Origin of the sequence: Streptomyces zagrosensis, assembly GCF_014203645.1 — a bacterium.
Taxonomy (GTDB): domain Bacteria; phylum Actinomycetota; class Actinomycetes; order Streptomycetales; family Streptomycetaceae; genus Streptomyces; species Streptomyces zagrosensis.
On the sequence record NZ_JACHJL010000031.1, the window covers coordinates 22,797 to 46,322 of the forward strand.

A 23,526-nucleotide genomic window follows, 5' to 3' on the forward strand; every position below is an offset into this window, starting at 1 on the left:
ACCAAGGCCTCCAGCCAGCCTTCCCGTCCCCGCTAACTCGCAGCTGAAAGGACACCCCCATGCCCAGCCCCGCACAACCCTTCGCCTCCTCCATCGGCTCGGTCGATGCCCAGCGTGTCGAGGACGCGCTTTCCCTGATAGCACCGAAGTGGACCACCTGGTCGGCGCAGACCCTGGCACAGCAGGATCGCCCCATGCGTGTGCGTGACGTCGCCGCCAGGCTCCCCTTCGTCAGCGAGCAGCTCATCAGCAAGCGGCTGGGCCAGATGCACGAGCATGGGCTGGTCAGCCGCGCCGACGACCGCCGCGGAGCTCCGTACCAGCTCAGCGCCCTCGGCACATCGCTGTCTCGGGTACACCACGCCCTTTCTGACTGGTCCCAGGTCAACCTGTCGCTCGGCGGCCAGGTAGCTGGTGCCGAACGCGTCGAGGACGCCGTGCGGCGTCTGCATCTACGGCATTCAACCGCCGTGATCCAAATCCTCGACGCGGGCGGCCCCACGCGGCTCGTCCACATCGCTGAGGAAGTCGGCCTCGACAACGCTCTCACCCGGCAGCGACTCAACCGGCTTCAGGCCGACGGCCTGGTCACCCGCACCGGACCGCGCCATGGTGACCCCTACGTTCTGACCGACGCTGGGCGGGCGCTGGGTCCCGTCTACGCAGTCGTCGAGCGCTGGAGTAACCCCGTCGCCGTGCGGAAGCACTCGGCGCCCCCGGTCTCCACCATGGCAGCCGCCTTGGCCCAAACCGACGTCCCGCTCGGAACGGACGGCATTCGCACGGCAGCGGCCCTGCGTCGGAGCACCGCCGTGCCGAATGCCATGTTCAGCCACGCACCACACCCGCAACCACAGGTGCCGGCCGCCGTCGCCCGCCATACGGCCCCCACTCGGGGCCGGTGATCCAGGTGCCACGGAGAGCCAGCCGCATCTCCCCTCCCCTACAGCGCCCGCGTGCAGCCGAGCAGCCCGTCCTGCTGCGCACGCGGGCGCGCGCCCCTCCCACGCTCTCCGAGCCTCGACGATGAGCCACCAACAGCCCGACGACCAAGACCCGTACCAAGAGGTACTGGTCAGCCCCATGTACCTGGCCGGTTCCAACGGGACCGGAGAAGCTGGCTTCGCCCCCGTCGCCCACTGGCCGCACCACTACCTCGACGAGGGCCCCTGCCAACTGCTTGTCACCTCGCCGGATCAGAAAATCCGCATCGGCTGGTTCGGTGACGACTTCGAGCTGTGGAAGATCGCTGCCGCCGAGGAGGCCGTCTGCGCACCCCGCTGGACGGCAACCTTCAACCACGTCACCCCGGCCGAGATCGTCGCCGGTCTCACCACCGCTCTGGCCCACGACTACGCCGAAGCCGATGCGTACGAGGGCAACGAACGCTTCCTGGCGAGCCCCTCGTACCGCTGGGCCGACGCCGTCCAGCCCCTGACCGATGCCGGCTGGACCCGCAACGGCGGAGCCGAGCTGGGCACCGCCGAAATCATCGCCCCAGACGGACAAGCAGGCGTCCTCATCGACAACCGCCGCTCCCGCCCGGACGCCGAAGCCGTAACGCTCTGGGCGGGTCCACCAGGGTGGGGCACTCGCGCGGAGGCGATCTTCTCCGCCCGGACCCCCTCCCACCTGATCGCCGCGACAGCGACGGCCATGGCCGATCCAGCCCCGGCGGTACGTGAGCGGCACCAAATCCACCGCGAGGTGGAGCACCTGGTCTCGCTCACCTCCATCGGCCCGACCGCGCCCCAGGCCCCTCGGGCTCCCACTCCCCTTGACGTACGCCGCACTGCTGTCACGCAGGCCGTCCACCGCGCCGCACGTTTCCCTCGGACAGCCGCCGACCTACGGGTCATGGCCGCCCGCAGCCGTACAGCGGCCCCGGCGCAGAACCAGTCGAGCACTCCCGCGCCCACTCTCGGGGCCAGGCCGCCGGCCGCTCCGACACCCCCACGCCACAGCCGCTGACTACCGGCTCCGGTCCCTGCGGGACAGCACCTGCACCCGAGGCACCACTCCGAATGCCGGGAGTTCCACCATGCCCAACGCCACCACACTCGATCAGGCCACCGTCATGATCGAGACAGCCTGGGGCCGCCCGATTGACACTCTGCAATTCCTCGCGGTCCGCCGCCCTGGCGACGACCCGCTCCTGCGCTCGGCCATGCGCACCCGCTCGGCTTTGGTCGTCACAGACTTCTCTGCACTAAGTCAAAGGTGAGTCGTTATGGCAGAGCCGGGCGGGCCGGGCGAGCAGGACCGCCGACAGAAAGATCACGGTCAGCACCCTAGACGCATGGGCCGGGCCACCACCCGATTCAGCGTTGGCTTAGCCAGAACGCAACGAGCGTAAAGATCGCCACGGCGATCTGCATGGGCACCATCACTCTGGCCCATCGTCGAAGCCGGTCACTTTCCCGCTGCTCCCGCCTGCGCTGCTCGCGTCTCTCTTCCTGGCCTCGTTCATAGAGTTCAAGAGCTCGGGGGTCCTCCTGCCTCGCCAGAACATGACGCATGTTCCGAAGGTGGATCTCCCTGCGCAGCTTGCCGTCCGCAGCTAACCACCCGTTGCGGAACTGCATGGCGAGACCCGGCCCGCCGATGCCGAGGCCGAGCCGATAGGCGGTCTGCGCGGTCGGCCAGCGTCCTTCCAGGGTTTTGTGGACGGTGCTTTTGCCCATGGTGCATCCCCTGTCGTAATGCCGAGCCTTCCTTGAGATCTCGCGGGTTGAGAGTTCGCCGAACGCTTTGTGCGCGGAGCGGATGTAGTCGAACCAGTCCTCTTGGGTGAGGCCGTCGAAATCCTCGATGTCAGGAGCCCACTCCCCCGCCGTCTCCGTCTCGAAGGACCTCGCGGAACCAGTCGAGTAGGCCCCGGATGCCTCCGGACGCCGCTCCCCCGACTGCCGCCTTCCCGGCTTCCTGCGCGAATCCTTGGCCGGCCTGGGCACCTTGCTGGCCTTCCTTCGCGAGTCCGGCTGCATCATCGTTCTTGATCTCCTTCTTCGGCTCGGTCGGCTCTGGCTGGGGCGTCTTCGACCCCACGGCGTGGGGCGGCTTCGGCCCCTCGGGTCCATTCATAGGCGTGACTCTGCCGAGTGAGGGCCTCCCATTCACCAAACGGGACACCCAATCTGTCCCGCGGGACACCCTGCCGCCTCCACCAACGCCGTGGCTGTGCACCAGGACCGTCTGCACGCCCTCACCCGGCCCGGCCGTGTGCCGGCCTTCTACGACCTGGAACGGAGCACCAGCTCAGCGGCGGAGCTCCGCGTCGCTCAAGCCGAGAGCCGGACATCCCTTCAGGCCATCAGCCACGTGATCCAGGCGCGTGAAGCCGCCGCGACCGCCGACCGGGCCCCGGCAGCCCGGCTGGCCCAGGCCGCTGTCGCCCGCTCGGGGCACGCTCTACGCGCCCTGGGCCAGTCGCCCGATCAACCCGCTGCTTCGGCCGTTTCCGGCCCGTCGCTGGCCGCACTGGGCCCGCACCGCTGATCGGTCAGCTGAGGTCCTCGTCGCGGTGGGCATCCCCGATGCGGGAGCCCACCGCGCGGGCCAGGTCCTCCAACGTCAACTCAACGCGACGCCCATCCGCTATCCGGTCCTCCACCACGGCGTCCTCGTCTCGCCGTCCGTCGCACTGCACACCGACAGCCCACTGGCCGTCAGCGACCATCGCGATGTCGCCCACCGTCCACGGCCGCCCGGCGGCGCGGAACTTGCGTTCCAGCCCGGCCCCGTCCCCGTGTCTGCTCGGCTCCGCCATCCCTGCTCCCCCTTCGGTCCCGTGCGGCCCGTTGCCGCAACCCAGTTACGACAACCGCGTTCACCGATCCATTCCCGACGTCAGCACCGCCACCGGCGACCGCCAGTTCGCCCACGGCAGACGCCGCTTCCCGGGAAAGGGCTACGTACTTCGGCATACCGCATGTCAACGTACGGGTGTTGGGGAAAACCGCAGGTCAACGAAGGGATCGTCCAACCGTGAACACCTCCCCCACCCTCCTGCCCGCCGTCACACGCCCAGCCGTGGAATGTCGTCGCTGGCTCTCCTCCAACCACTGCGCTGGCCCGGTGCTCGACCTCCTCAACGCCCTCGGCTGGACGGCCGTTGACACCCCGGAGGCCAACATCCACGCGACGAGCCCGGACGGCCGCGTCTACGTCGGCTGGCTCCCCGAGGACATCGCCGCCTGGAAGCGCGGCATCGTCTGGCAGGTCCGAGTGCAGCCCATTGAAGGCGACCCGTGGGTGCAGGAGTTCGGCCTCCACACCCCTTCCGAGGCCGTTGCTGGATTTCTCGCCGCGCTCATCGCCACCCCCACCCGCTGACCGCGCTACCGACCCATGTCTCGGAGGGACCTCGTGGCACGCCGCGCCCCGCTCACCAACCACCACGCCGACGGCACTCCCTGCCCGGCGGGGCACAAGCACACGAGTTCCGGCAAGCCGCTTCACCCCGACTGCCCCGGCCGCGCGTACACGCAGGCCATCTGCCCCCGTGCGGCGGCTGGGGCATGAGGCAGTCCGGCAAGGGCTACGTCAACGAGAGCCGCAAGCGGCACCTCGCAACCACACCCAAGGGCCGGACGACCTTCGCGACCTGCGCCGCCTCAAAGTTCCCTGACGCTCACTCATCAAACTGCGCCGTGCCGCTCCGCACCGATCTTGGAGAATCCCGTGCCCCACTACCTGACCGTCGGCCACCTGCTCCGCCAACTCCAGGACCTTGACCCCAGCCTGCCGATCCGTCTTGCCATCAACCCGGACTTCCCCTTCACCCACTATCTAGGGGCGGAGGTCATCGTCCGGGACGGCAAGGCGTTCATCGCCGACGATGGCCAGGAGGACTACCTCCCGGTGGCGATCAGCAACGCCCTCGCCTGGGCCTGACCTGCCCCATCGACAAAAATCCCGGAGGCTCCTATCTCGTCGCAAGCCCGCCCTTCGCAGGCCCTTCCCCTGCGCAGCCTGGCCGTACGCCCCATACCGAGCGCCATGCGCGGCGCGCTGGTCCAGCGCGTCAGCGCCCTGCCCGACGGGCCGCTCGACGTCACCTGGCTCGCCGTCGAAACCCCGCTCCCCCTCGGCCGCATTCGCCTTCACTGGGAGCCCGCCTCCCTCACAGGCTGGAACATCACCGCCCACCTGGGCCTGGCCACCACCGAGGTGCACCTCGCCTCGTGGCCCGATGCCCCGGACGACTGGCCGCGCCTGGTCCGCCCGACCCTCCACGAAGTGCTTGGCCTGTGCGCCGCCCTCGCGGTCGCGACCGCCGCCCTCGACCTCTCGAACCGCCTCGCCCAAGTCTGACCGAACCGCAGAAGGCCGCCCCGCGCCGATCAGGCAGGGGCGGCCTTGCCGTACGTCCAGCCGCGTGTTGCGTACGCTCGTCACCGACGAACGAGGAGGGCACGATGGCCGACGACCAGCAACTTTGGGGGTACCCCGAGGTCGCCGCCCACCTGGGCATCAGCGTTGGGGCTGCCCGAAACTGCAAAAGCCGGGGCAGCCTGCCCGCGCCTGACGACACCACCGTGCCGGACCGGCCACGCTGGAGACCCGCCACGTTCCAGACCTGGAACCCGGTCGGCCGAGGATTCCGTAGCGACCTGCACCGCCCCTCCTCACAGGGGATCACGCCGTCCGGCTGACCGGCGCTCGCGCCCGCCCGTAGGCTGCGGCCATGACGTCCGATTCGCCGATGCCCTCCCCACCGTTCCCTTCGCCTGACAACGCTGCGCTCCGGGTGGTCGTCGGCAACGCCATCGCATCAGTGCGCAACGGGGAAGCCTCGGTGGAGGACGCGATCCTCCACGCCGCCGTCCACGGCTGGTACGAGGGTCACATCCAGGGCGAGGACGAGTGCCCCGGCTGCGACTTCCGAGGAGGGCTGCCGAAGAACGGGAACCGCGGCTGACCATCACGCAACGCCGAGGAGCGCCACCGACGTATCGGTGGTGCTCCTCGGCATTCGGTGTTCCGCTCGGCTAATCCAGGTAGGTACCGGCGAAGGCCCCGTCGAAGCCGAGCGCGGTGAGACCCTGCTCGACGCTGGGGTAGGTCGTTCCGTCCGGGATGGCGATCAGGGCGTCGAAGTCGGCGCGGCTGATCTCGGGTTCGAGCCACTGGTTGCTGCAGCGGCAGCAGACCCAGACGTTTCGGCCGTGGTTGATGAGCAGCCAGTCGCGCCGGGCACGGCAGGCCGTGCACATCACCGGGATCCCGCGAACGGCCAGTTCACGCGGGTGACTGAGGCAGCGCGTCGCGCCGGGGCCGCTGGGCGGCTGCGTCTCGTATTCGACGTGCAACAGGGAAACGGTGCCGGCGGGGAGGACGGGCAGCACGGGTGTCGGCTCTGTGGGGCGGTCGGTGGTTCTGAGCACGAGCGTCATCTTCCGGTCGAGGTGCTTCTGTTTCCATCCGTAACAGCCGGTGGAACTGGTTGTCCAGGAATTTCTCGAAGGCTGGTCACCCGGCCCGCCGGGCCCTCGTCAGCGGCGCGGTGGGCGGTTGCGCGGGTCGGAGACGGCGGGGCGAGGTACTGCCGTGGGCGCCGCCCGGTTGTTAGTGCGATTGGCCGAGGCTTTCGGCTGGCTGGTGCCGGCCTGCGGGCGGCGCGTCGCTGCACCCGGGTGAGCGGGAAGCTGGGCGAGACGGCGCAGCCGCCAGACAATCACGTCGTTCACGTCGTCGGCCGTGTCAAGTTCGCGCATGTCGATGGCCTGCTGGAGAAGGGCCTTGGGGTCGTGGCCTGCTTGCTCGGCTTGGGCAAGCGTGGCGGTCAGGGCATCGGTCTTCGTGGACGAGCTGTCTGCTCCCATCACCGCTTCGGGCAGTACCGCGCGGATGGTGGCCTGGTGAGTGCGGCGTTCGACTTCTGGTAGGGCACGACCTCGGTCGCGCAGCGCCTGCATGGGCATGGCAGCGGCCTGACGGTAGGCGGCTCGCAGATGCTCGGCGGCCTGCCGCGAGGCGTAGGCCTGCTGGGCATGTCCACGAGCGGAGTGCCAGCGGGCGACGGCCAGCGTCACCAGGACCAGGGTGGAGAGGAGCATGGCGGTGGTGCCACCGTCCTCGCCACGGCCGAGGGCGCCACCGGCCTGGATGATGCCCCGGGCCGCCGAGCGGATCGCCCGGGTATCGGCACGCTCCGCTCGGACGTGGCTGCGGGTGGCACGCTCGAAGGCACGGGCGGCGGCACCCAGCTCGGCGCGGGTGGCGGCCGGGGAGGTCTGTGTCACCGCGTCCAGGAGTTCGCCGAGCCCTACCAGTTGAGCTGCGGCTTCGTCGTCGTCGCTGTCGAGCAGGATGGCGGCGCGCTCGGCGATGCCGGTGGCGTTGCGTCGTTCCCGGGCGGGCGGGAACCAGTCCGGTCGGCCGCTGGTGGCCGCCGGGTGCGTCGTCTGGTCAGCAGTGCCGTCGGCCAACCGGCGGCGGATCTTGGGGAGTGAAAGGTCGGGGGCCAGCTTGGATCCGGGGTACCAGATCGGGTTGCCCTCGCGGTTACGGTCGCCGGGAAGTGCGACGTTGTAGCCGATGGCGTCACCGGACGGAGCGTTTCGGATCTTCACACGAAGGCCCGCCTCGCGGAGCCTGGTAAAGAACTCCCCTTCGGTGGCTGCCCCGGCGAGGGCTTGGCGCACGGCTTCGCGGAGAGTCTCGCGAGGGGCCTCGGGACGCCCGGTTCGCTCGGCCTTGAAACGCTCTGCGCTGGTGGGGGACTTGGCTCCGGTGCCGTCACCGGGCTTGAGCCGGCGCAGGCCCATCTCCTTCTCGATGCGGCGGCATTCGGCCTGGGCCTTCTTGAAGTCGTAGTTCATCCGGGGGCGGCGTAGGTCGCCTCGGACCATGGTGGCCAGGATGTGGATGTGATTGTCGGCGTGCCGTACGGCGACCCAGCGGCAGCCGTCCGGGTCGCCTTCGGGGGCGAGGTTGACGGCGTGGACCAGGCGGCGGGCGACAGTGTTCCATTCGGCGTCGGTCAGGGTCCGATCGCCGGGGTCGGTGCGGACCGAGCAGTGCCAGACGTGCTGGCCAGGTGCCGTGGCGCCGGCCTGCTTGACCCGCAGGTCCAGCGCTGCGGACAGGCGGGCGAGGGTGACCTTGGGGTCGGGGTCGGGGCTGGTGTCTCGTCCGGGGTCGGGGGCGAAGCCGTCCCAGCTCCCGACGAGGTGGGCGTCGATGTGTTCGTCGCGTTTGCCCGGGCCGTACAGGTAAACGAGCAGGCCGTGGGTTCGTGAACCGCGTCGGATCTTGGGGACCATCACAGGCGCTTCTTCACCAGGGTGTCGGCCGCGTCGTCTACGCGGGCCAGGACACGGGTCAAGGCCCTGAGGGCGTGGTCGAGTTCGCCAGGGCGGGGCTGCCCTCCGGCGTTGTACACGAAGGCGATCTGGTTGATGTTGTTGCCGACCCGGGAGAGGGCGGTGCGCAGGGCGGCCAGCTCGTCGATGGCGGCGTCGAGTTGTTCGTTGGTGTGCAAGGTGGTGGAACCGCGGGCGGCGGCGAGGCCGGCGGCGGCGAGGAATCGCGCGACGGTGACACTGCGCTGCGCGGCGGCGTCAACGATCTCGGCTTTCTCTGTATCGGAGAGGCGGGTAGTCGTCTTACGGGTGCGCTCGGTCGGGTTGCGGTTGCGGCGGCGCGGCTTGCGGTCGGGGAAGGGGGACGCGCTCGGGCTCGGCTGCTCGTGGTCGCTGTGGCGGTCTGCTGCTCCCCCCGCGTCCGGCACCCCCTGGTGCCGGGCGTCCGGCTGGTCCCCGTGCGCCCTCGCTCGGGGACCGGCCGAACTTCCCCCGCCCTCCTGGGCGGGGGCAAGTGCGTACGACGGGCCGTAGGACCGTCGTACGCGACAACTTGCTCCGCCAGGAGCCGTCATGGGGTCACGCTGCTGTCCGGCGGTGGTAACCACCGGATCGTTGGCGGTCATCGGCTCGTCTCCGGGTTCTCCTGCCGCAGTTCGCGGACGAGTTCCTCGATCCAGTCCATGGCCAGGACCGGGTGGTGGAGGGTCCAGGGGCGACTTTCCCGAGTTCGTTGCACGGTCCAGGTGTTGTCGGGGCCGGATTGGGCCCGGTGCAGGTGGCCGCGTTGGTGCAGGACGGTCAGCCAGGAATCGACCTCGGTGGGTGTGGCCGGGTGAGTGCACATGGATTGCTCTCCGCCTCGCTTCGTAAGGATGTGGTGCGCGTGACCGGGGGCGGGTGACCGGCCGTGGTGTCCGGCTCGGTCACCCGCCTCGTGCTGTGCGGTCAGTTCCGGCCGGAGGTGACCGGCTGTCCGTGCTGGGCGCGGAGCTGGGCCATCAGGGCGGTCAGGGTGTCGCTGGACAGCGGTATCTGCTGACCTCGGATCGCCTGGGCGACCACCTTGCGGGTCAGCTTGTCCTCGGCCCCGACCGCTGACCGGGCGATCTTCAGCAGTTCCTCGGTGTCCGGGTCACTTCGCCGGTCACTGGCTGTCCAGGTGTCCCGGTCAGTGACCGGCGCCGGAGTGACCGGCCGGTCGGTGTCCGGCGCGTGGCTGTCCTGGTTGCCGATGACCGGCTCGGTGCCGACCGCGCGGTCAGTGACCGGCGGCGCGGTGTCCGAGTGTCCAGGCTGTTCAGCGGCCTCGTGTCGCTGACCGTGGTGGCCGGTGACCGGGTTGCTGGTGGCCGCCGGGACACTGTCCCCGGTCACTGACCGAGGACTCGGGATCTGCTTGTCCAGGGACAGTTGCGGCCGGTCGGTCCGGGCGCTGACCGGCTGCCCGGCGCTGACCTGACCGGCCTGTGGCTGCCGCTGACCGACCCGGTCAGTCCGGGTGACCGCGACGCCCTCGGGCCGGTCAACCTGACCAAGTTCCTCCCGACCACTGCCCTTGACCGGGCCTCGGGCGATCAGGATGTAGAGATGGACCGCTCCAGCCAGCGCGAGGGGGGCGATGGTGGACAGCACGGCGACCACCGTGTCCCCGAGCCGGAGGCCGGTGCCGGCGACTACTTCGTCGTTGAGCCGGACCGCGTGGAGGGCGTTGGCCCAGATGCTGGCGGCGGTGGCCGTGCCGAAGAGGGCCCAGACGTAGAGGCGGGCGCGCAAAGGCGCGTCGCGGAGGACCAGGAGTGCCCGGATGCCGTAGGCGATGAAGCCGTCGATCACCAGGGGGAAGAGGTAGGTCAGAAAACCGCGGACGTGGATGGCGACGGCCATCTGCTGGAGAGCGTCGTATGACAGGGCACATCCCGCGCCACCCAGGGCGATGACGACCGCGCGGTCCCAGCCGGTGATGTGCGCCGCCTTCGGCGCGCTCGCGGTGCTCACGCCGCCGTCCCGAAGTCGTCGCGGCCCAGGCGCTCACAGCCAGCCTCGGGTGGCGGGGTGGTCTTCTTGGGCTGCTCCAGGTCCCGGTTGCGCAGGGCGCGGCGGGTCTCGCGGTACTTCTTCTGGGCGTGCTCTTCGGTGATCTTCAGGAGCCAGGCCAGGCGCTGCTCGGTCACCCCGTGGCGGTAGGCGGCGTGGACGACCGCGCGGCGCTCGGCCTTGGTGAGGTGGACGTCCCGCCCGGCGATGGTGGCGTTGACGCGGCTGTAGTCGAGGCGGTTGGCGAGCTTCTCGTGCAGCGGCCCGCGCTCCTCCTCGGTCAGTCCGCCCCGGATGCCGTCGGTGTCACCGCTTTCCAGTGCGGCATCCAGGCAGGTGCGGCGGACCGGGCACTGGCCGCACAGCGACTTGGCGGCGGCGATCTTGTCGGTCTCGTCGGGCTCCGGGAAGAAGGTCTCGGGGTCCACCGGGTTGTATTCGGTGCTCTGGCAGACGGCCTGGTCCTGCCAGGTGTGATCGCCGAGGAGGCGGTGGCGGGTAGGGCTGATCGTCGTGGTGGTCATGCGGGGTTGCTCCGATCGCTCTCCGCGCGCAGGGGCGTCGGCGGAGGGGTGCGCTGGGTCGGGAGGTGCATGGGGCGGCGCGCTGAGGGCGCGGCCCGGCGTGGCGGCCTGCGGCCGGTCAGGCTGCGGGGCGGTGACGTCTGCGGTCGGCCGGCTCAAACTCGACTCGCGTGGTCATCTGCGCGAGCCTGCTGGCCACGCGGTCACCGAGATAGGCCCGGAGGTCCTTGATCGCCAAGTTGGTGGTGATCAAGGTCGGCAGCATGTGGTTGTACCGGCGATTGATCAGCCGGTACGTCACTTCCTCGACCCACTCGCTGGCCTTGGCCGCTCCCAGGTCGTCGATGATCAGCAGCGGGCAGCGGCTGACGGCCGCCAGCTCTCGCTCGCTGTCGCCCCCGGGCCGGGGCCGCAGGTCGGCGTACAGGTCGGCGGCGGTGGTCGCACGCCAGCGCACGCCGACCCCGCTCTGCACCAGCCGCCGGACCGCGCCGTACGCCTGGTGCGTCTTGCCCGCGCCGACGACCCCGGCCATCAGCAGGCTGGGGCCGGTGGTGACCTGTCGCCGGGCTCCCCGGCTGGGGGCGACGGCTGCCTCGGCGACGTCATGGGCCCAGGCCAGGACTTGGGGGTGGTCGGCGACGGCGCCTCGGTAGCGCGGGGGCAGACCGGCCGACAGGGCGTCCAGCGGGGAGAAGGACTCAGGGTCGTCGATCAGCTCGGCGACGGCGGCCGGGTCGATGTTCCGAGCGGCCAGGATTCGTGCCATCCGGTCCAGGGTGCCCTCGCTGCCGAGGGTCTGCGGTTCGCGGGTACGGGTGCGCATCACAGCTCCTCGGCGTAGGCGGCGGCAGCGTTGGTCGGGTTGGTCCACGCCTGGTGAGCGGGCACGTTAGGCCGGATTCCCGGCCGCGCCAAAGCGCCGGGGCGGGCGTTCATGGCCTCGTTGACCATGCTGGTCAGCACGCTCGGGTGCTTTGGGTTGGCCGCGAAGTTCGCCAGCCCGGCTCGGATGTGCGCCGGGGCGATGCCCTCGCCCAGCAGCTTCTTGGTAATCCGCCCCAGGTGCCCGATCACGTCGCTCGGGGGGCGCTCGTCGCACCCGGCGACGTACTCCCCTACGAGGTCCTTGGCGGAGACGGAGGCTGCGGGCGCTGTGCGCCCCGTAGGGACAAGAGATCCAGGATCCAAGATCCTAGATCCAGACTCCGAGCCCTCTCCGAGGCTTCGGGGAAGGTTCGCAGAGCCCTCCGCGAATGCGCCCTGACCTGCGTTTTTCGAGTCAGCGCGGCTAGGGGCACCGACCATGCCGCCGAAGGCGTCTTGCTGAACGGCAGGAGCCTGGTCTGTGTGGCCGCGAGGTGTCGCGGCGGGCTGCGCGGGCAGATCGAGGGCTCGGGGAGCGTTCGGCGAAGCCTCGGCGAGCCCTCGGGTAGGGGTGGGCGACTCCTCGACCCGCTTGGTGCAGGTCCCCCTGCAGGGGCCGCACCGATCGGCACCGTAGTGCTGCGGGCAGGAGGGCAGCCGGGACTGGCTCGGCTTATCGATCTTCTGGTGCGCGGACCAGGTCACGATGTGGAGGTAGCGGCGGCTGTCGCAGCCGGTGTACCGGCAGATCAGACCGGCGGTCGCGAGCTGGTGAAGGTCGTCCTCGACGTGGACCGAGGTGTGCTCGGCGCGCAGGGGCCAAAGCAACCCGGCGATGATCGCGGCGTTGTCGCGGTGGCGACCGTGGTCGTCGGCCTGGGTGAGCAGGCCGAAGAAGGTGCGCTCTGCCGCGACGCTCACCTCGGCGAGCGACTCGGAGACGAAAGCCTCCGGCTTGATGGTTCGTATCCGCGCCATGTCAGCGGCCCCGACCGGCGACCAGGTCGCTGCGGGTGAGGGTCGCGTCGGCGAGGTCGAAGGTGTGCGGCCGAGTCCAGTCCGCCTCCGGCCAGACTCGCAGAATCCAGCGGGCTGCGACCCTGGCGGTCGTCCGGCCCAGCTCCATGGTCTTACCGGCTTCGTCCTTGACGATGGCGTGCGGGTGGGGCCACACCTGCTTCGGGTCGTTGAGGCTGACCCGGACGGTGGCCGCGCCCGGAATCATGTCGGCGAGCTGGGCGGCGAGCAGGGTTGCGGTGTGGCCTTTGACGGGGGTCGTGCCGCTCGGCTTTGCGGGGCCGCTGTCGGGCAGAGAGTGACCTGGGGGGTGCTCCCGGGCGACCCAGGAACGCCAGTCGGCAGCCCAGGCGCCCGCCGAGCGGGGCTCGGCGCCGGCGCGGTGGGCACGCCACCTCACGTCGGCGGCGGCGAGGCCCTCATGGCCGAGGCGGTCGAGGTGTCCTTGCTGGCGTGCCCAGGCGCGGGTGCTTGAGTCGGCCTGCCACTCGGCAACCGAAGTGACGGCGACCCCACTACTGCTGCTGTACCTGCGGTTCCGGCGACCGGATTCCGGTACATCGGGGTGCTGGTTTCCGCTGCGCCGGAGTGCCGGTGTCCGTCGGGAGGTACCGGCTTCCGCCCCCTCGCGAGCGTCGCTGCTCATCGGCCGCTCCCGCCGACGAGGTGGCACCGACGGTTCACTGAGGCCGTGGTGACGTGCTCACGACCGGTGCGGGAAGACACCGGGATAGAGACGGTTGCCGCGCAGGCCGGGCGGTTGGGCCGTTTGCGCAAGGTAGAGGGCATGCGAGAATCCCCTTTGCAGTGTTGCCACGCTGAAGCGCCCGGTTGGTAGGGATCAGCGTGGTGAAGGTAGGCAATCTCCGCCCTTGCCGGGGCGGGTTATGCCGTTGAGCGTTCGGCGTCTGGGAGTTCGTAGCTCTCGGGCGCCGTCGCTATGTGCGGACCTACACGATTGGGTCGGTGCCTGCCACGCTCCTTACGTGCGGGGATGCCGGGCGGCATTGCCCGGGGGGACGACGAACATACGCAGGGTCCGGCCCAAGATCCAGAGTTGATTCTCGAACTCTGCGCTGGTTGCACAGCGTGATGCCACGCCCGCTACTGCCTCTAGCAACGACGCGGCGGGAGGGGCGAGTTGAGGGCGGCGACTCCATGGCACTGCGGGCGTGGCTTCACGCCTGTGGCAGGCCGGCCCCTTGGAAGGTGGGCACTGAGTCGTGGGCGCGAGTGGTGCCCCGTGCGAGCAGGGCAAGGCTCACCCGCGCGGTAACTCGCGCCGCATGGCTGCATTCATGGAAATGAAGCTATCTCGACCTCGCGTACGGATCAAGGGGGTAAGCTTTTCTCGTTCTCACAAAAGCCGCTGCTCAGGAGCATGATGCCCGTCCGCCACTTCGACGGCCGCCGCGTACGCGCGGTACGCCGGGCTGCCGACCTCTCGCAGATAGAGGTCGCGCGGGCGATGGGCTTGTCCTCGACAGGCACTGTGGCCTCGTGGGAGGGCGGTGCCGCCAGGCCCGGCCCGGAGAAACTGCCCGCCCTCGCCCAGGCGCTGGGGGCCGCCCTCGATGATCTCTTCCCTCGCCAGGGCCCACCCGATCTTGCTGATCTGCGGTCCGACGCGGGCTACTCCCAATACCAAACCCGGCAGGTCCTGGGCACTAAGAGCGCCGGGCCGGTCGCCAACGCCGAACGAGGGCGCCGACGCCTGCCCGAGCGCTTCACCCAACCGCTAGCAGACGCCTATGGCGTCAGCGTTGAGCAACTGCTGGCGGCCCAGGAACGCAGCTTCGGCCACACCGCCCCCGAGGACGCGCGAACCGATCCATCAGGTGATACGTCCGCGCTCAAGATCAGCAACTTGCTGCGCACCGCGACCGGTTCGAACGAGGACATCGCTAAGGCGCTGAACGCGTACCTAGCAGGAATGATCGTGACAGCGCCGCAGGTGGCGCAGATGCGAGCGGGAGGCAGCCGCGACCTCTCACCGGAGGTCGTGCGGGCGCTCGCCGCGGTATTCGATGTGCCGACGCGCTCCCTGCTGCCCGATGGGGAGGCCGTGCGCGAGATCGCCCAGGAGTTGCAGACCCTCGCTTCGCTGCGGCACCCGCCGATCTCCCACCTGGCCATGCGAGGAGGCGGGGGCCAGCTCAACGAGCGGCTGGTGTCGGCTATCGCCGACCTTCTGGAAGACATCGACAACGGCACGCTCCCGGGAGCCGACGCTACCGACCTGGACTGACCCCGTAACCGTCATGCGCACGAAACTTCCTCTTCGGCGTCGCGGCGGCGGTGTCAGCCGCTGATCTCGGTGTACGAGCGTTGCCCGGTGGCGCGGGCAGCTAGTGCGTCGTGCAGCACCCCGAGCAGCCCCGGTGGAGCGGTAGTGACATCGATGTCCTCGGGCGGGTAAAACGCGTACTCGCTCAGTTCACTGGCTTGGAGACAGATCGCTGCTTGCTGGGTGGTGGTGAGCGTGCCAGCGTCGAAGAGGAACAGCACCCGCTCGCTCGGAGCGGCGACCCAGGCAATGGCCAGCGGCTCGCCGACGCACACGTCCAAGCCCAACTCCTCGCGGACCTCGCGCACCGCGGCCGTACTGGGTGTCTCCCAAAGATCGATTCTTCCGCCGGGCAGGTTCCATCCGGCTTTGTAGGTGGGCTTCACCAGCAGCAGGTGACCGTGCTCGTTGAAGCACAACACACCGGCCGACGGCACGGGCTTGGCATGCGAGGGATCGACGAAGGTGGCGCTCATGGTGTCCTGTCCGCTGGTATCGGGGGCCCACCGTCCGGGCGGGGCGGCTCCGCGTCGTTGACCGAGAGCAGGTGGCGCGCCACCTGCTCGTTCACCCGGCGGTAGGCGGCTTGGACGAGTGGCATGCGGGCGACGAAGGCTTCGAAGCCGTCATCGGCACTGGGTGGGGCATCCACGGGTGCGCGCTGCGGTGGTACCCCGTCAGCCAGCGCCAGCAGGGCGCATCGTCCCCAGTAGGCGCTGGCCACCGCGCGAGCCATCTCACCGGTGTGCCCGCAGCGTGTGGCATAAGCCGTCGTCCGCGCGGAGAGACCCGGTGGCGCGTAGTGGCTGAGGGTGCGTACCGCGTCGTTGATCTCGGTGAGGTAGCGCTCCAGTAGCAGGCGCGGCGCCGTACGGGTCAAGTCCCGGACGCTGCCCGCCCATCGGCCCACCCTGCCTCCGGGCAAGGTGGCGGGCGGATAGGCGACGACGTCGGGAACCGCCAGGGCCAGCTCACGCCACAGCGGGTACACGGCGAGTACGGTGCGCCGAGCACGCCACCGAGAGGCGAGGGCGCTCGCGGCGGGGGCGATCACGCCCAGCAGCCACACTATGAACGCGCTGTGCAGCATCGCATCGGTTACCGCCTCCTGCGCGGTAACGAACGACGGCGAGACCTCGCGGACCGTGATCATCACGCCATACCCCGCACGCGTTGCCGCGTACAACACGGCCAGCCCCATTCCCCCGCCCATCAACGCCAGCCCTGCCCTCAACGGCCAGCGCTCGGCCCGCCGCGCTGCACTGCCCCACTGGTAACCGCACACCAGCGCCGCTGCGGCCACGTACAGGTAAAACAGCCCCATATAAAGCGCCAGCCCCACCTCGCCGGCATGCCGGGTCATGAAGTAAGGGCTTTGCGCGACCGGGTGCGCCCGATTCAGGACCCAGAAGAACACTCCGGTGATGACCGCGACGGCGGCCAGTGAGGCTCGCACCGCCACCCGGCGTACGGCCACCGCGATCCGTACGTGCCGTGCCTCGGCGCTGCCCGACGCCTCGGCGTATACGGCAGTGACGTAGGTCATCAGCACGCAGACGCCGGCGATCGTGAGCAGGTGCTTGCACAGGGTGGCCAGATCTGTGACACCCAGCCGGTCGACTGCCGTGCGGCCAGCGTCCGAGCGCATCCACCACGCCCCGGCGAACGCCGCGAAGACTCCCACCAGCGACCGCTGACCACCCGGCCTACGCAACGCTGAGGGCAGGCGCCAAAGCACCTGACCCACCAACAGGGCCACGATCACCGAGGCCACTAGGTCAAGCACCGGCCGCCACGCCCTCGCCGATGGCCCGCACCGCGTGGGGGTGCGCCAAGTCGAGGTCCAATGCTCGCGTCATCGGGTCGGAGGAGCTGAGTGGGGTGCGCACCAGGTCGTGCAGGATGTCGGCGACCAGCTCAGCGCGGCGCTCGACGTGAGTGCCGTACCCACCGCGGGCTTGTGCCTGTCCGCTGGCGAGGAGCTGCCGTGTCAGCTCGCCCCCGCGGCCCGGGAAACTCTTGATGAGGCGGTCGATGTCCGTACCCCGCGCACCGTCCTCGCACCACAGGTGGCACAGCTCGTGAAGAATGATCTTCTTGCGGTGGAACCGGCTCGTACCGCGCACGTGCAAGATCAGGTCAAGCGGCAGGCGGTGGTGGCGCAGCCACAACCCGCACGCGCCGACGTGCCCGGGCGCGTCCTCCTCCAAGGGCACCAGGCAGATGCGCCGCCCACGCGCTGCCTCCATCTCGGCGATCAGCCCGGAGAGCGTGAACGGCACCGGCAGCGGCATACCGGCCACCACGCGAGCGCACTCCCGGCGCGACACACGCGCGCGAGTGGGGCCCTTTTGACTCCACAGCATGATGATTCCTCACTGAGAGCCCGCAATCCACGAGCTTCTTCAAGTCTCCAAGGCAAGGAGGCGAACAATGGCCGGTCGCGGCCCGCGCAGGAGGTATGAAAACCGACCGTGCGTCAATTCCCTGCGATAGCTATTGCAGGCGCTGCGCGCCCTCCCTTGAATGATCAACGCCTGATCCGTCATCCCGATTCGCCAATTGAGGGGCAGACGGTACCGCGATTCGCCACCAGGCAATGGGCAGCGCTAGCGAAGGTGCGGAATTCCCAGTTCCCCATACACCGCACAGGGAACTGGCAATTCCGCAACAACCTCGTGAAGAAAGGGGACGCTCTATACTCAGCTCAGCAAAACGCCGCGCGAGCTACCCCCTACTCGCGAACACGGTGTGACGTAGACCGCAAAATGATCGTTATCTGGTTGATATGAATTCGAAGAGTGTCGGGAACCGTCCGCAGCGTCAGACGATCACCCGGGTGCTGCAAACCGCCCGGGCTCGCCGAGGTCTCACTCAGGCCGTAGCCGCTGACCTGGTCGGCGTGACCCCGCGGTGGTATCGCAACCTGGAGGGCGGCCGGCGGGGCCCGTACTCCGACGCGATGCTCACAGCCGTCGGCAAAGCCCTTGAGCTCAGCGAAGAGGAATGGATGGTGCTCTACCGACTCGCGGGGGGAGAGGACCTGCCCGCCGAAATCATGTCACCTCAGCGGCAAAACGACCCGGCGCCTCCGGAAGTGCGCAAGTTCGTCGAGGGCCTGCGCCCGTGGGGCGCCTACGCATGCGACCATCGATGGGATGTCCTCGCCTACAACGCCCCGCTGCTGGACCTTTTCCCGTGGATTCGAGAAGGCGCCAACATCATGGAAGGGGCGTTGACGCAGCCCGAAGCCCGCACGCGACTTATCAGCTGGGAAACCGACTGGGCACTGCCGATGATCGCTCAACTTCGTCTGCACGCAGAGCAATGGCCCGCAGACCACCGGCTTCGCGCGATCACCGAATCGGTGCGCGCCGACCCCACCGCACGACGCCTATGGGAATCACCCAATCTCCCGACCCCCGCTTGTCCATCGACGCAGACCAAACGGCGTCTATACACCTCGCATTCGGGCAGCGCCACCCGCGAGGTCACCTTCATGCCGCTCATGCCATTGGAACGACCGTGGTACCGCTTCATGGCTGTCATACCCGTTTGAGGAAGCTACGGCCATCACCAACTCGGCGGCACAGAAAGACCGCAGCGCATCCGCAGCGGATGCGACCTCGCCGATGGGCTCTTCTTCCCGCATGACGCTTCACCTCGCCTCCAAGGGGGTTACCGTCGTATCGGCGGGCGCAGCAGGCAGCCTGGCAGGGGTGCCCGTAGGTGGAGGCGGAGCCGAAACCCGCGCGCTCGCTGATCGTCGTTCATGCCGCAGCGCGAAGCCTCCGCCCAGCCTGAGGTGCCCAGCAACTGGGAGAGCGACTTGCCCGAGACGCTGTCCACCAGTCGCTGTCGCGCGACACCATCCGTGTCAGTACGAAAGCAGCCGAGACAGCAAGGGGCACGGTGCTCGAATACCACCTCGGGCCGCGCACACCGGCGCCTTCCGTCCGGCCCGGTTTCGGCCACCCTCCAGATGGTGAAGGCCGCGCCCGCGTCAAGCGGTGTCCCGCTTCCGCTAATTCGTGCGTGCGCTTCGGGGGATGTAACGGTCACCTGACGCGGTAGGACGATCACAGTAGTGGCGACCCGTGCACTGGCGCATGTGGTGCCTGACGGCTCGTGTGTGATGTGGCTGAGTTGTCGGGGCGCCCGTCCCGGCCCGTGGCCACGAGCTGCTCCAGGTCAACGGTGGTGCAGTCGTGAAGGGTGACGACGTCGCGGGCTGCGAGGGTCCACCGGATCACCGGGTTGGTGTACTCCACCTCCACAAGGCCGTTCGTGACGTCGTTGGGTAAGGGAGTGAGGGTTCGCGGATCGTAGACGATGCCGGCGACGCCCCAAGGCCGTACGTGCCGCACCAGCGCTGCGGTGTGTCCCTTGCGCAGGTGTGGACAGGCGAGCACGGACTCGACTGCGCATGGCTGACAAACCGGTGGCGTGGCGGTCCGTTCGCCCTCACCGATCGGCTTGCCCGTCACGTCACGCATCAGGAACAGGTGGCGTTCGTCGGCTTTGCCGAGGGCCGACGTGCCACAGACTTGGCACAGCATGTGGGACATGGCCTGCCGTTGGCGCAACGCGTGCACGCCCGCCAGCAGAGGTTCACCGACTCCGCGCACGGCGGGCTGACGCACCCACAACACACCGTGCCTTCTGTCGGCTACGCCGGACTCGTCGGCGTAACCGATACCCTCCCCGCCACGGCCGCGTCGCAGGACAACGGTGCAGTGACGTGCTCGTTCACCCGTCCACGGGGCGATGAAGGGGATGTGCAGGCTCCGCCAGTAGAACTGGCGTGGCGTCGAGCTCATGAGGTCGCCACCGTGGCAGCAGGCCGATGCGGAGCGGTAACCCGGCCGTCAGGAAGCAGGCTGCCGGTGTCCTCGAAGAGGAGGATGCCGTTGCACAGCAACCACCACCCCTGCTCCGGGTGGCTAGCAACCGAACGAGCGGCCTGACCATCTGGACAACGTGCGGCGGGACACTCCGGTTGGTGCTGACACATCGTCAAATCCTTTTGTTACACAGCGCCCTCACCGTCGGAGACGGGCTCAGGACCTCGGGGGAGGTCCGGTAACAACGGCGAGGGCGCCGATCTTGGTGGGTGAGGAAGGTTCGTGGTGTTCTGGCTGACGACTACGTCTCGTCGTGCAGAGCGCTGGCCGTACGGCTCAGCCACTGGCCGTACCAGTGCGATGCATGGGGCGACGCTGCCTCCGGGCGGTGGCGGGGCGTCGCGGCTGTCTCCGTCTGTTCGTCGGCGCTCACCATCCGCGCCCCGGTGAAGAGGCACCGCGCCCAGGGAGCAAACTCCTGACGCACGTGAGCGCCGGGCTGACATCTTCTGTCTCGTCCACGGCTCAGATGCTCCTGAGGCCCACGAGCACGCGCCCGATCATGTTCGGGTCGGCCCGTGCGACCCATGGCTTCTTTGGGCCGGTCGTTGGATACCGGCTCGGAGAGCGCGACCTCTCATCCTCGCCAACTGGGCTGGCGGGTACGAGATCGACCTCCGCCCAAACCACCTTGCCGGGCCTACCGCGAGCCGGATAGTGGCCCCAGCGCCTGCTCGCCACGGCGACGATGAAAATGCCCCGGCCGCCCGTCGCTTCAACGCCGACCTCCTTCAACACGGGCGGCCTCGTGTCGCGGTCCCACACCGATACCCGCACGGCGTGGCCGATGATCTCCAGGGCGAACTCGAAGGTCTGCACCACGTTCCGCACCGAGAACAGGGAGGATTCCTCCTCGCCTTCCTTCGGGTGCCGAACGGCGTTCGTGGCCAGCTCCGACACGAGAAGCTGCACGGTCTCGACGGTATCGAAGCGCACGCCCCAGCCGGACAGAACGTCTGCGGTGTGCAGCCGTGCCAGGCCGACAGCGTTGGGGGTGTCGGCCAATGTCAGGCTGTTGCGTGGGTGAGGTGGCTGGGACACGGTGTGCCTCCCGGGTGGGGAGAGGAGCGCGGGGTGCGTTCGCTGGCTCTCGTTCGTCTCGTGATGGGTCCGCCGCGCCCGGGAACGACGGTTGAGCAACGGCTTGCGACATCCCGGGTTCGCGCCGTCTCCGAATTCGCGGAGCTGGTGCCGGCTGATCGCCGACCGCACGGTTGTCCCCCGGACCGGGTACGTCCCCCAAGGGAACCGCTCCGGCGTCTCGGTAAGAAGGGTGCACGGAGGGTGTCTCCGACCACGCGGGTTGGCACGGTTGGTGGAAGGTTGGACGGATGACGAGCACAGGGCACGACAGCGGGCAGCGAACGGCAACGGGACGTTTCGAGGGCCGCCGGATTGTGGTGACCGGCGGTTCCAGAGGGCTGGGCGAACACGTCGTGCGCTTGCTCCTGGCGGAAGGAGCGCGCGTGGCGACGTGTGCCCGGGAGGCCGAACCCCTGGAGGCGCTGAGCAACTCGCTCCATTCACCCGAAGCTCTGTTCACCCGGCCTCTGGACGTATCTGTGCCCGAGCTGTTGGAGCGGTTTGTGGACGAGGCCGCGTCAACGCTGGGTGGCCTGGACGGCGCCGTCGCCTGCGCCGGCGGCGCGCGGGGTCGGGGAATCACCGAGGCAACGACTCAAGACTGGTCGGCGACGTGGGAGATGAACGTCGGCCATGTTGCGCGACTGGTCGCGACGAGTGCCCCTCACCTACGGGCGGCTGGTGGCGGCCCGATCGTCGTGGTGGCCTCGGTCTCCGGCTGGAAGCCGGGACCACAGGCTCAGTACGGCGCGGCGAAGGCGGCTCAGATCCACATGGTGTCGTCCTTGGCGAGGGAGCTGGCCATGGACGGCATCCGCGTGAACGCGGTCTCGCCCGGGTCGATGCTCATCCCAGGTAAGCGGTGGGACCGGATGCGACGCGAGGACCCGGCGGCCTTCGACCGCTTCCGTGCTGAGTTCGCAGGGGGTGACCTGGTACGACCGGAGGAGGTGGCGGACGTGATCGCGTTCCTGCTCTCGGACCAATCGCGTGGGGTGACAGGGGTCAACCTCCCCGTTGACAAAGGGCAGAACGCACCAACACCGGAGGGGTACTGACCGAACGGGTCATGCCGCAGTGCCGAGTAGGGGCCTGGCCTTGAGCTCGAATTCACGCACCATCGGCTCGCCTCGGTGGGGGACAAGGCGTGCGCGGAAGTCGCGCAGGGCCTGGACCGATCTTTCGCTGTGAACGCCGCTGAGCAGGTCAAGGGCATCGCTGGCGGTGCCGACTGCCTCGTCCAGTCTGTTCTGTCGGAGGAACGCCGTGGCAAGTACCGAGCGGCTGATCGCCTGTCGGCGGCGCCGTTCGCCGTTCGCCTCCACCGATGCGTTGGCGAGCCGTTCGGACTGAGTCGCCTCGCCGAGGTCACGGTGGACCAGGGCGGCCTCGGCTTCCAGATAGTGGTGGTCCAGGAAGCGGACCCATGGCGACTCCTCGGCCGGCCCTCGGCTGATGTCCAGCGTTCTGCCAGCCGCGTGCAGGGAGGCCGTGGCCTGCTTGGAGTCGCCGAGAGCGGCGTAACCACGGGCGGCCATGGCGTGCAGCCGCACGAGCCCCAGCGGGCTGCCCGCCGACTTGGCGGTCACGATGCCCGCTCGGGCGAGCGAGACGCCTTCGGCCGGGTTGCCGAGACTGGTGGCGAGGTGGGACATGCCCGCCAGGATCTGTCCACCGAGTACCCGGTCGCCGCCTTCGGCGCACAGCCTGAGTGCCTGGATCATGTATCGCTCGGCGAGTCCGTAGTCGGCGGTGTCGTAAGAGCACCAACCGGCGGTCGCCGCCATCTTCGCCGCCGCGGTGTAGAGAAGCCGGCGCTGGTGCGTGGGCATGTTGCGCTTTTGCAGCATGGGCGCGAGCTGGCTGCTCAGGTAGTGCACGATGCTTGCCCGGACTCCGCCACCGCCGAAGCGGTTATCCATCTCGTCGAACATGGCGATCATCGCCTGGACCTGCTCGACAGGGCCCCCGCCGGCGACAGCGGCCAGGCGCGGAGCCTGATCGTCCTCAAGGAGCCACAGAAGCCACTGTCGCTGGGGGTCCATCAGGGCAGTGGCGACGAAGGGAGCCGCCCCGAGCAAGCTGCGCCGCGAGATGTCGGTGGAGCCCAGCTCCGCGAGCGTGTGCAGTGTTTCACCCACGTCTTCACGGTACGTCAAAGCGCGGGCGACCACGGGCCGCTGACGCTGCTCTGGGAAGCCGAGGTCGGCAGGTGCGATGGGACGGCCTAAGAAACCGGCCAGGGCAGCGGCGATGAATTCAGGGGCCCGATCGCGAGGGGTCATTCCTTGCAGCCAGCGCGTCACCGACGCCTTGTCGTAGCGCGTGACTACGCCCTGCAGCGCGGCCAGTTCGTTGACCTTGCGGGCAAGGGCCGCGTGCGAACGACCGGTCTCCAAGATCACAGCCGCGAGCCCGGCGTTGCTCTCGCCGGCCCCCTTTGTGCTTCCCATGCGCAGATGATGCCTTGTCGATCACCCTCTGTCCCAGTCCTTTGA

29 protein-coding genes are annotated in these 23,526 nt (G+C 69.1%); 11 read left to right on the plus strand and 18 right to left on the minus strand.

Annotated features, from left to right (window positions below):
• Positions 1-59 precede the first annotated feature (59 nt).
• Entirely contained in the window at positions 60-905 is an 846-nt protein-coding gene (locus tag FHS42_RS33760; protein WP_184579743.1) for a winged helix-turn-helix transcriptional regulator, read from the plus strand.
• A 121-nt stretch (positions 906-1,026) separates the two neighbouring features.
• Entirely contained in the window at positions 1,027-1,971 is a 945-nt protein-coding gene (locus FHS42_RS33765) for an SPDY domain-containing protein (protein ID WP_184579745.1), read from the plus strand.
• Positions 1,972-2,321: 350 nt separating this feature from the next.
• On the opposite strand, the gene FHS42_RS33770 is transcribed toward FHS42_RS33765, so the two are convergent.
• Positions 2,322-2,990 carry a hypothetical protein gene (locus tag FHS42_RS33770; RefSeq protein ID WP_184579747.1) on the minus strand — a complete coding sequence of 223 codons (669 nt, stop codon included), beginning with the start codon at positions 2,988-2,990 and terminating at the stop codon, positions 2,322-2,324.
• Between the two features lie 184 nt (positions 2,991-3,174).
• On the opposite strand from FHS42_RS33770, the gene FHS42_RS33775 reads away from it, so the two are divergent.
• Complete coding sequence (locus FHS42_RS33775) at positions 3,175-3,498, plus strand: hypothetical protein (protein ID WP_246495794.1); 324 nt, start codon at positions 3,175-3,177, stop codon at positions 3,496-3,498.
• A 4-nt stretch (positions 3,499-3,502) separates the two neighbouring features.
• On the opposite strand, the gene FHS42_RS33780 is transcribed toward FHS42_RS33775, so the two are convergent.
• The gene (locus FHS42_RS33780) at positions 3,503-3,769 is read right to left on the minus strand and encodes a hypothetical protein (protein ID WP_184579749.1); all 267 of its coding nucleotides are present in this window, start codon (positions 3,767-3,769) and stop codon (positions 3,503-3,505) included.
• 218 nt (positions 3,770-3,987) lie between these two features.
• On the opposite strand from FHS42_RS33780, the gene FHS42_RS33785 reads away from it, so the two are divergent.
• The 5 genes from FHS42_RS33785 (at position 3,988) to FHS42_RS33805 (ending at position 5,923) form a co-directional block, all read left to right on the plus strand.
• Positions 3,988-4,335, plus strand: a complete 348-nt coding sequence (locus tag FHS42_RS33785) for an SPDY domain-containing protein (protein WP_184579751.1) — start codon at positions 3,988-3,990, stop codon at positions 4,333-4,335.
• Between the two features lie 348 nt (positions 4,336-4,683).
• Positions 4,684-4,896 carry a hypothetical protein gene (locus FHS42_RS33790; RefSeq protein WP_184579753.1) on the plus strand — a complete coding sequence of 71 codons (213 nt, stop codon included), beginning with the start codon at positions 4,684-4,686 and terminating at the stop codon, positions 4,894-4,896.
• 105 nt (positions 4,897-5,001) lie between these two features.
• A complete protein-coding gene (locus FHS42_RS33795; protein ID WP_221477132.1) occupies positions 5,002-5,316 on the plus strand; it encodes an esterase in 315 nt (104 codons plus the stop codon).
• A 104-nt stretch (positions 5,317-5,420) separates the two neighbouring features.
• A complete protein-coding gene (locus FHS42_RS33800) occupies positions 5,421-5,657 on the plus strand; it encodes a MarR family transcriptional regulator (protein WP_184579755.1) in 237 nt (78 codons plus the stop codon).
• 32 nt (positions 5,658-5,689) lie between these two features.
• Positions 5,690-5,923, plus strand: coding sequence for a hypothetical protein (locus FHS42_RS33805; RefSeq protein WP_184579757.1), 234 nt, complete (start codon positions 5,690-5,692; stop codon positions 5,921-5,923).
• 70 nt (positions 5,924-5,993) lie between these two features.
• On the opposite strand, the gene FHS42_RS33810 is transcribed toward FHS42_RS33805, so the two are convergent.
• From FHS42_RS33810 to FHS42_RS33850, 9 genes are all read right to left on the minus strand, one after another.
• Positions 5,994-6,398: a hypothetical protein gene (locus tag FHS42_RS33810; RefSeq protein ID WP_184579759.1), complete on the minus strand. Its 405-nt coding sequence runs from the start codon at positions 6,396-6,398 to the stop codon at positions 5,994-5,996.
• A 99-nt stretch (positions 6,399-6,497) separates the two neighbouring features.
• Positions 6,498-8,270: a relaxase/mobilization nuclease domain-containing protein gene (locus FHS42_RS33815; RefSeq protein ID WP_184579761.1), complete on the minus strand. Its 1,773-nt coding sequence runs from the start codon at positions 8,268-8,270 to the stop codon at positions 6,498-6,500.
• The gene (locus tag FHS42_RS33820; RefSeq protein ID WP_184579762.1) at positions 8,270-8,935 is read right to left on the minus strand and encodes a MobC family plasmid mobilization relaxosome protein; all 666 of its coding nucleotides are present in this window, start codon (positions 8,933-8,935) and stop codon (positions 8,270-8,272) included. Before FHS42_RS33820 ends, FHS42_RS33815 begins: the two co-directional genes overlap by 1 nt.
• Positions 8,932-9,156 (minus strand): hypothetical protein, encoded by a 225-nt coding sequence (locus tag FHS42_RS33825; protein ID WP_184579764.1) that lies wholly within the window; start codon positions 9,154-9,156, stop codon positions 8,932-8,934. The genes FHS42_RS33820 and FHS42_RS33825 overlap by 4 nt, the downstream gene beginning before the upstream one ends.
• Positions 9,157-9,257: 101 nt before the next feature.
• The gene (locus tag FHS42_RS33830) at positions 9,258-10,307 is read right to left on the minus strand and encodes a DUF2637 domain-containing protein (RefSeq protein WP_184579767.1); all 1,050 of its coding nucleotides are present in this window, start codon (positions 10,305-10,307) and stop codon (positions 9,258-9,260) included.
• The gene (locus FHS42_RS33835) at positions 10,304-10,870 is read right to left on the minus strand and encodes a WhiB family transcriptional regulator (RefSeq protein WP_184579769.1); all 567 of its coding nucleotides are present in this window, start codon (positions 10,868-10,870) and stop codon (positions 10,304-10,306) included. The genes FHS42_RS33830 and FHS42_RS33835 overlap by 4 nt, the downstream gene beginning before the upstream one ends.
• Before the next feature lie 118 nt (positions 10,871-10,988).
• Complete coding sequence (locus FHS42_RS33840; RefSeq protein ID WP_184579771.1) at positions 10,989-11,696, minus strand: ATP-binding protein; 708 nt, start codon at positions 11,694-11,696, stop codon at positions 10,989-10,991.
• A complete protein-coding gene (locus tag FHS42_RS33845) occupies positions 11,696-12,715 on the minus strand; it encodes a hypothetical protein (RefSeq protein ID WP_184579773.1) in 1,020 nt (339 codons plus the stop codon). The genes FHS42_RS33840 and FHS42_RS33845 overlap by 1 nt, the downstream gene beginning before the upstream one ends.
• A gap of 1 nt (position 12,716) precedes the next feature.
• The gene (locus tag FHS42_RS33850; RefSeq protein ID WP_376772779.1) at positions 12,717-13,049 is read right to left on the minus strand and encodes a transcriptional regulator; all 333 of its coding nucleotides are present in this window, start codon (positions 13,047-13,049) and stop codon (positions 12,717-12,719) included.
• Between the two features lie 1,086 nt (positions 13,050-14,135).
• On the opposite strand from FHS42_RS33850, the gene FHS42_RS33855 reads away from it, so the two are divergent.
• Entirely contained in the window at positions 14,136-15,002 is an 867-nt protein-coding gene (locus FHS42_RS33855) for a helix-turn-helix domain-containing protein (protein WP_246495796.1), read from the plus strand.
• Between the two features lie 53 nt (positions 15,003-15,055).
• Here the strand turns inward: FHS42_RS33855 and FHS42_RS33860 are convergent, their stop codons facing one another.
• The 3 genes from FHS42_RS33860 to FHS42_RS33870 are packed head-to-tail and all read right to left on the minus strand — an operon-like array spanning position 15,056 to position 17,407.
• Positions 15,056-15,517 carry an NUDIX domain-containing protein gene (locus FHS42_RS33860; protein WP_184579775.1) on the minus strand — a complete coding sequence of 154 codons (462 nt, stop codon included), beginning with the start codon at positions 15,515-15,517 and terminating at the stop codon, positions 15,056-15,058.
• Positions 15,514-16,827 (minus strand): MAB_1171c family putative transporter, encoded by a 1,314-nt coding sequence (locus FHS42_RS33865; RefSeq protein ID WP_184579777.1) that lies wholly within the window; start codon positions 16,825-16,827, stop codon positions 15,514-15,516. The genes FHS42_RS33860 and FHS42_RS33865 overlap by 4 nt, the downstream gene beginning before the upstream one ends.
• Positions 16,820-17,407, minus strand: a complete 588-nt coding sequence (locus FHS42_RS33870; RefSeq protein ID WP_184579779.1) for a hypothetical protein — start codon at positions 17,405-17,407, stop codon at positions 16,820-16,822. Before FHS42_RS33870 ends, FHS42_RS33865 begins: the two co-directional genes overlap by 8 nt.
• A 422-nt stretch (positions 17,408-17,829) precedes the next feature.
• Here FHS42_RS33870 and FHS42_RS33875 point away from each other — a divergent pair, with 422 nt between their 5' ends.
• Positions 17,830-18,600 (plus strand): helix-turn-helix domain-containing protein, encoded by a 771-nt coding sequence (locus FHS42_RS33875; protein ID WP_184579781.1) that lies wholly within the window; start codon positions 17,830-17,832, stop codon positions 18,598-18,600.
• 520 nt (positions 18,601-19,120) lie between these two features.
• On the opposite strand, the gene FHS42_RS33880 is transcribed toward FHS42_RS33875, so the two are convergent.
• The 3 genes from FHS42_RS33880 to FHS42_RS33885 all read right to left on the minus strand — a co-directional run bounded on the left by FHS42_RS33880 (position 19,121) and on the right by FHS42_RS33885 (position 20,986).
• Complete coding sequence (locus tag FHS42_RS33880; RefSeq protein ID WP_184579783.1) at positions 19,121-19,861, minus strand: hypothetical protein; 741 nt, start codon at positions 19,859-19,861, stop codon at positions 19,121-19,123.
• Positions 19,858-20,055, minus strand: coding sequence for a DUF5999 family protein (locus FHS42_RS36415; RefSeq protein WP_221477133.1), 198 nt, complete (start codon positions 20,053-20,055; stop codon positions 19,858-19,860). The genes FHS42_RS33880 and FHS42_RS36415 overlap by 4 nt, the downstream gene beginning before the upstream one ends.
• A gap of 355 nt (positions 20,056-20,410) precedes the next feature.
• Positions 20,411-20,986: an ATP-binding protein gene (locus tag FHS42_RS33885; protein WP_184579785.1), complete on the minus strand. Its 576-nt coding sequence runs from the start codon at positions 20,984-20,986 to the stop codon at positions 20,411-20,413.
• A 290-nt stretch (positions 20,987-21,276) separates the two neighbouring features.
• Between FHS42_RS33885 and FHS42_RS33890 the strand changes: the two genes are divergently transcribed.
• Positions 21,277-22,086, plus strand: coding sequence for an SDR family NAD(P)-dependent oxidoreductase (locus FHS42_RS33890; protein ID WP_184579787.1), 810 nt, complete (start codon positions 21,277-21,279; stop codon positions 22,084-22,086).
• Positions 22,087-22,095: 9 nt separating this feature from the next.
• Here FHS42_RS33890 and FHS42_RS33895 read toward each other — a convergent pair whose 3' ends face one another.
• On the minus strand, positions 22,096-23,481 hold the full coding sequence (locus tag FHS42_RS33895) for an NsdA family TPR-like regulatory protein (RefSeq protein WP_184579789.1): 1,386 nt from the start codon (positions 23,479-23,481) through the stop codon (positions 22,096-22,098).
• Between the last annotated feature and the right edge of the window lie 45 nt (positions 23,482-23,526).

Excerpts from the sequence above, each read along its gene's own strand:
- FHS42_RS33760 (WP_184579743.1), top strand. The coding sequence starts at position 60 with ATGCCCAGCCCCGCACAACCCTTCGCCTCCTCCATCGGCTCGGTCGAT.
- FHS42_RS33765 (WP_184579745.1), top strand. The coding sequence starts at position 1,027 with ATGAGCCACCAACAGCCCGACGACCAAGACCCGTACCAAGAGGTACTG.
- FHS42_RS33770 (WP_184579747.1), bottom strand. The coding sequence starts at position 2,990 with ATGATGCAGCCGGACTCGCGAAGGAAGGCCAGCAAGGTGCCCAGGCCG.
- FHS42_RS33780 (WP_184579749.1), bottom strand. The coding sequence starts at position 3,769 with ATGGCGGAGCCGAGCAGACACGGGGACGGGGCCGGGCTGGAACGCAAG.
- FHS42_RS33795 (WP_221477132.1), top strand. The coding sequence starts at position 5,002 with ATGCGCGGCGCGCTGGTCCAGCGCGTCAGCGCCCTGCCCGACGGGCCG.
- FHS42_RS33800 (WP_184579755.1), top strand. The coding sequence starts at position 5,421 with ATGGCCGACGACCAGCAACTTTGGGGGTACCCCGAGGTCGCCGCCCAC.
- FHS42_RS33805 (WP_184579757.1), top strand. The coding sequence starts at position 5,690 with ATGACGTCCGATTCGCCGATGCCCTCCCCACCGTTCCCTTCGCCTGAC.
- FHS42_RS33810 (WP_184579759.1), bottom strand. The coding sequence starts at position 6,398 with ATGACGCTCGTGCTCAGAACCACCGACCGCCCCACAGAGCCGACACCC.
- FHS42_RS33815 (WP_184579761.1), bottom strand. The coding sequence starts at position 8,270 with ATGGTCCCCAAGATCCGACGCGGTTCACGAACCCACGGCCTGCTCGTT.
- FHS42_RS33820 (WP_184579762.1), bottom strand. The coding sequence starts at position 8,935 with ATGACCGCCAACGATCCGGTGGTTACCACCGCCGGACAGCAGCGTGAC.
- FHS42_RS33825 (WP_184579764.1), bottom strand. The coding sequence starts at position 9,156 with ATGTGCACTCACCCGGCCACACCCACCGAGGTCGATTCCTGGCTGACC.
- FHS42_RS33835 (WP_184579769.1), bottom strand. The coding sequence starts at position 10,870 with ATGACCACCACGACGATCAGCCCTACCCGCCACCGCCTCCTCGGCGAT.
- FHS42_RS33840 (WP_184579771.1), bottom strand. The coding sequence starts at position 11,696 with ATGCGCACCCGTACCCGCGAACCGCAGACCCTCGGCAGCGAGGGCACC.
- FHS42_RS33845 (WP_184579773.1), bottom strand. The coding sequence starts at position 12,715 with ATGGCGCGGATACGAACCATCAAGCCGGAGGCTTTCGTCTCCGAGTCG.
- FHS42_RS33855 (WP_246495796.1), top strand. The coding sequence starts at position 14,136 with ATGATGCCCGTCCGCCACTTCGACGGCCGCCGCGTACGCGCGGTACGC.
- FHS42_RS33860 (WP_184579775.1), bottom strand. The coding sequence starts at position 15,517 with ATGAGCGCCACCTTCGTCGATCCCTCGCATGCCAAGCCCGTGCCGTCG.
- FHS42_RS33870 (WP_184579779.1), bottom strand. The coding sequence starts at position 17,407 with ATGCTGTGGAGTCAAAAGGGCCCCACTCGCGCGCGTGTGTCGCGCCGG.
- FHS42_RS33875 (WP_184579781.1), top strand. The coding sequence starts at position 17,830 with ATGAATTCGAAGAGTGTCGGGAACCGTCCGCAGCGTCAGACGATCACC.
- FHS42_RS33880 (WP_184579783.1), bottom strand. The coding sequence starts at position 19,861 with ATGAGCTCGACGCCACGCCAGTTCTACTGGCGGAGCCTGCACATCCCC.
- FHS42_RS36415 (WP_221477133.1), bottom strand. The coding sequence starts at position 20,055 with ATGTGTCAGCACCAACCGGAGTGTCCCGCCGCACGTTGTCCAGATGGT.
- FHS42_RS33890 (WP_184579787.1), top strand. The coding sequence starts at position 21,277 with ATGACGAGCACAGGGCACGACAGCGGGCAGCGAACGGCAACGGGACGT.
- FHS42_RS33895 (WP_184579789.1), bottom strand. The coding sequence starts at position 23,481 with ATGGGAAGCACAAAGGGGGCCGGCGAGAGCAACGCCGGGCTCGCGGCT.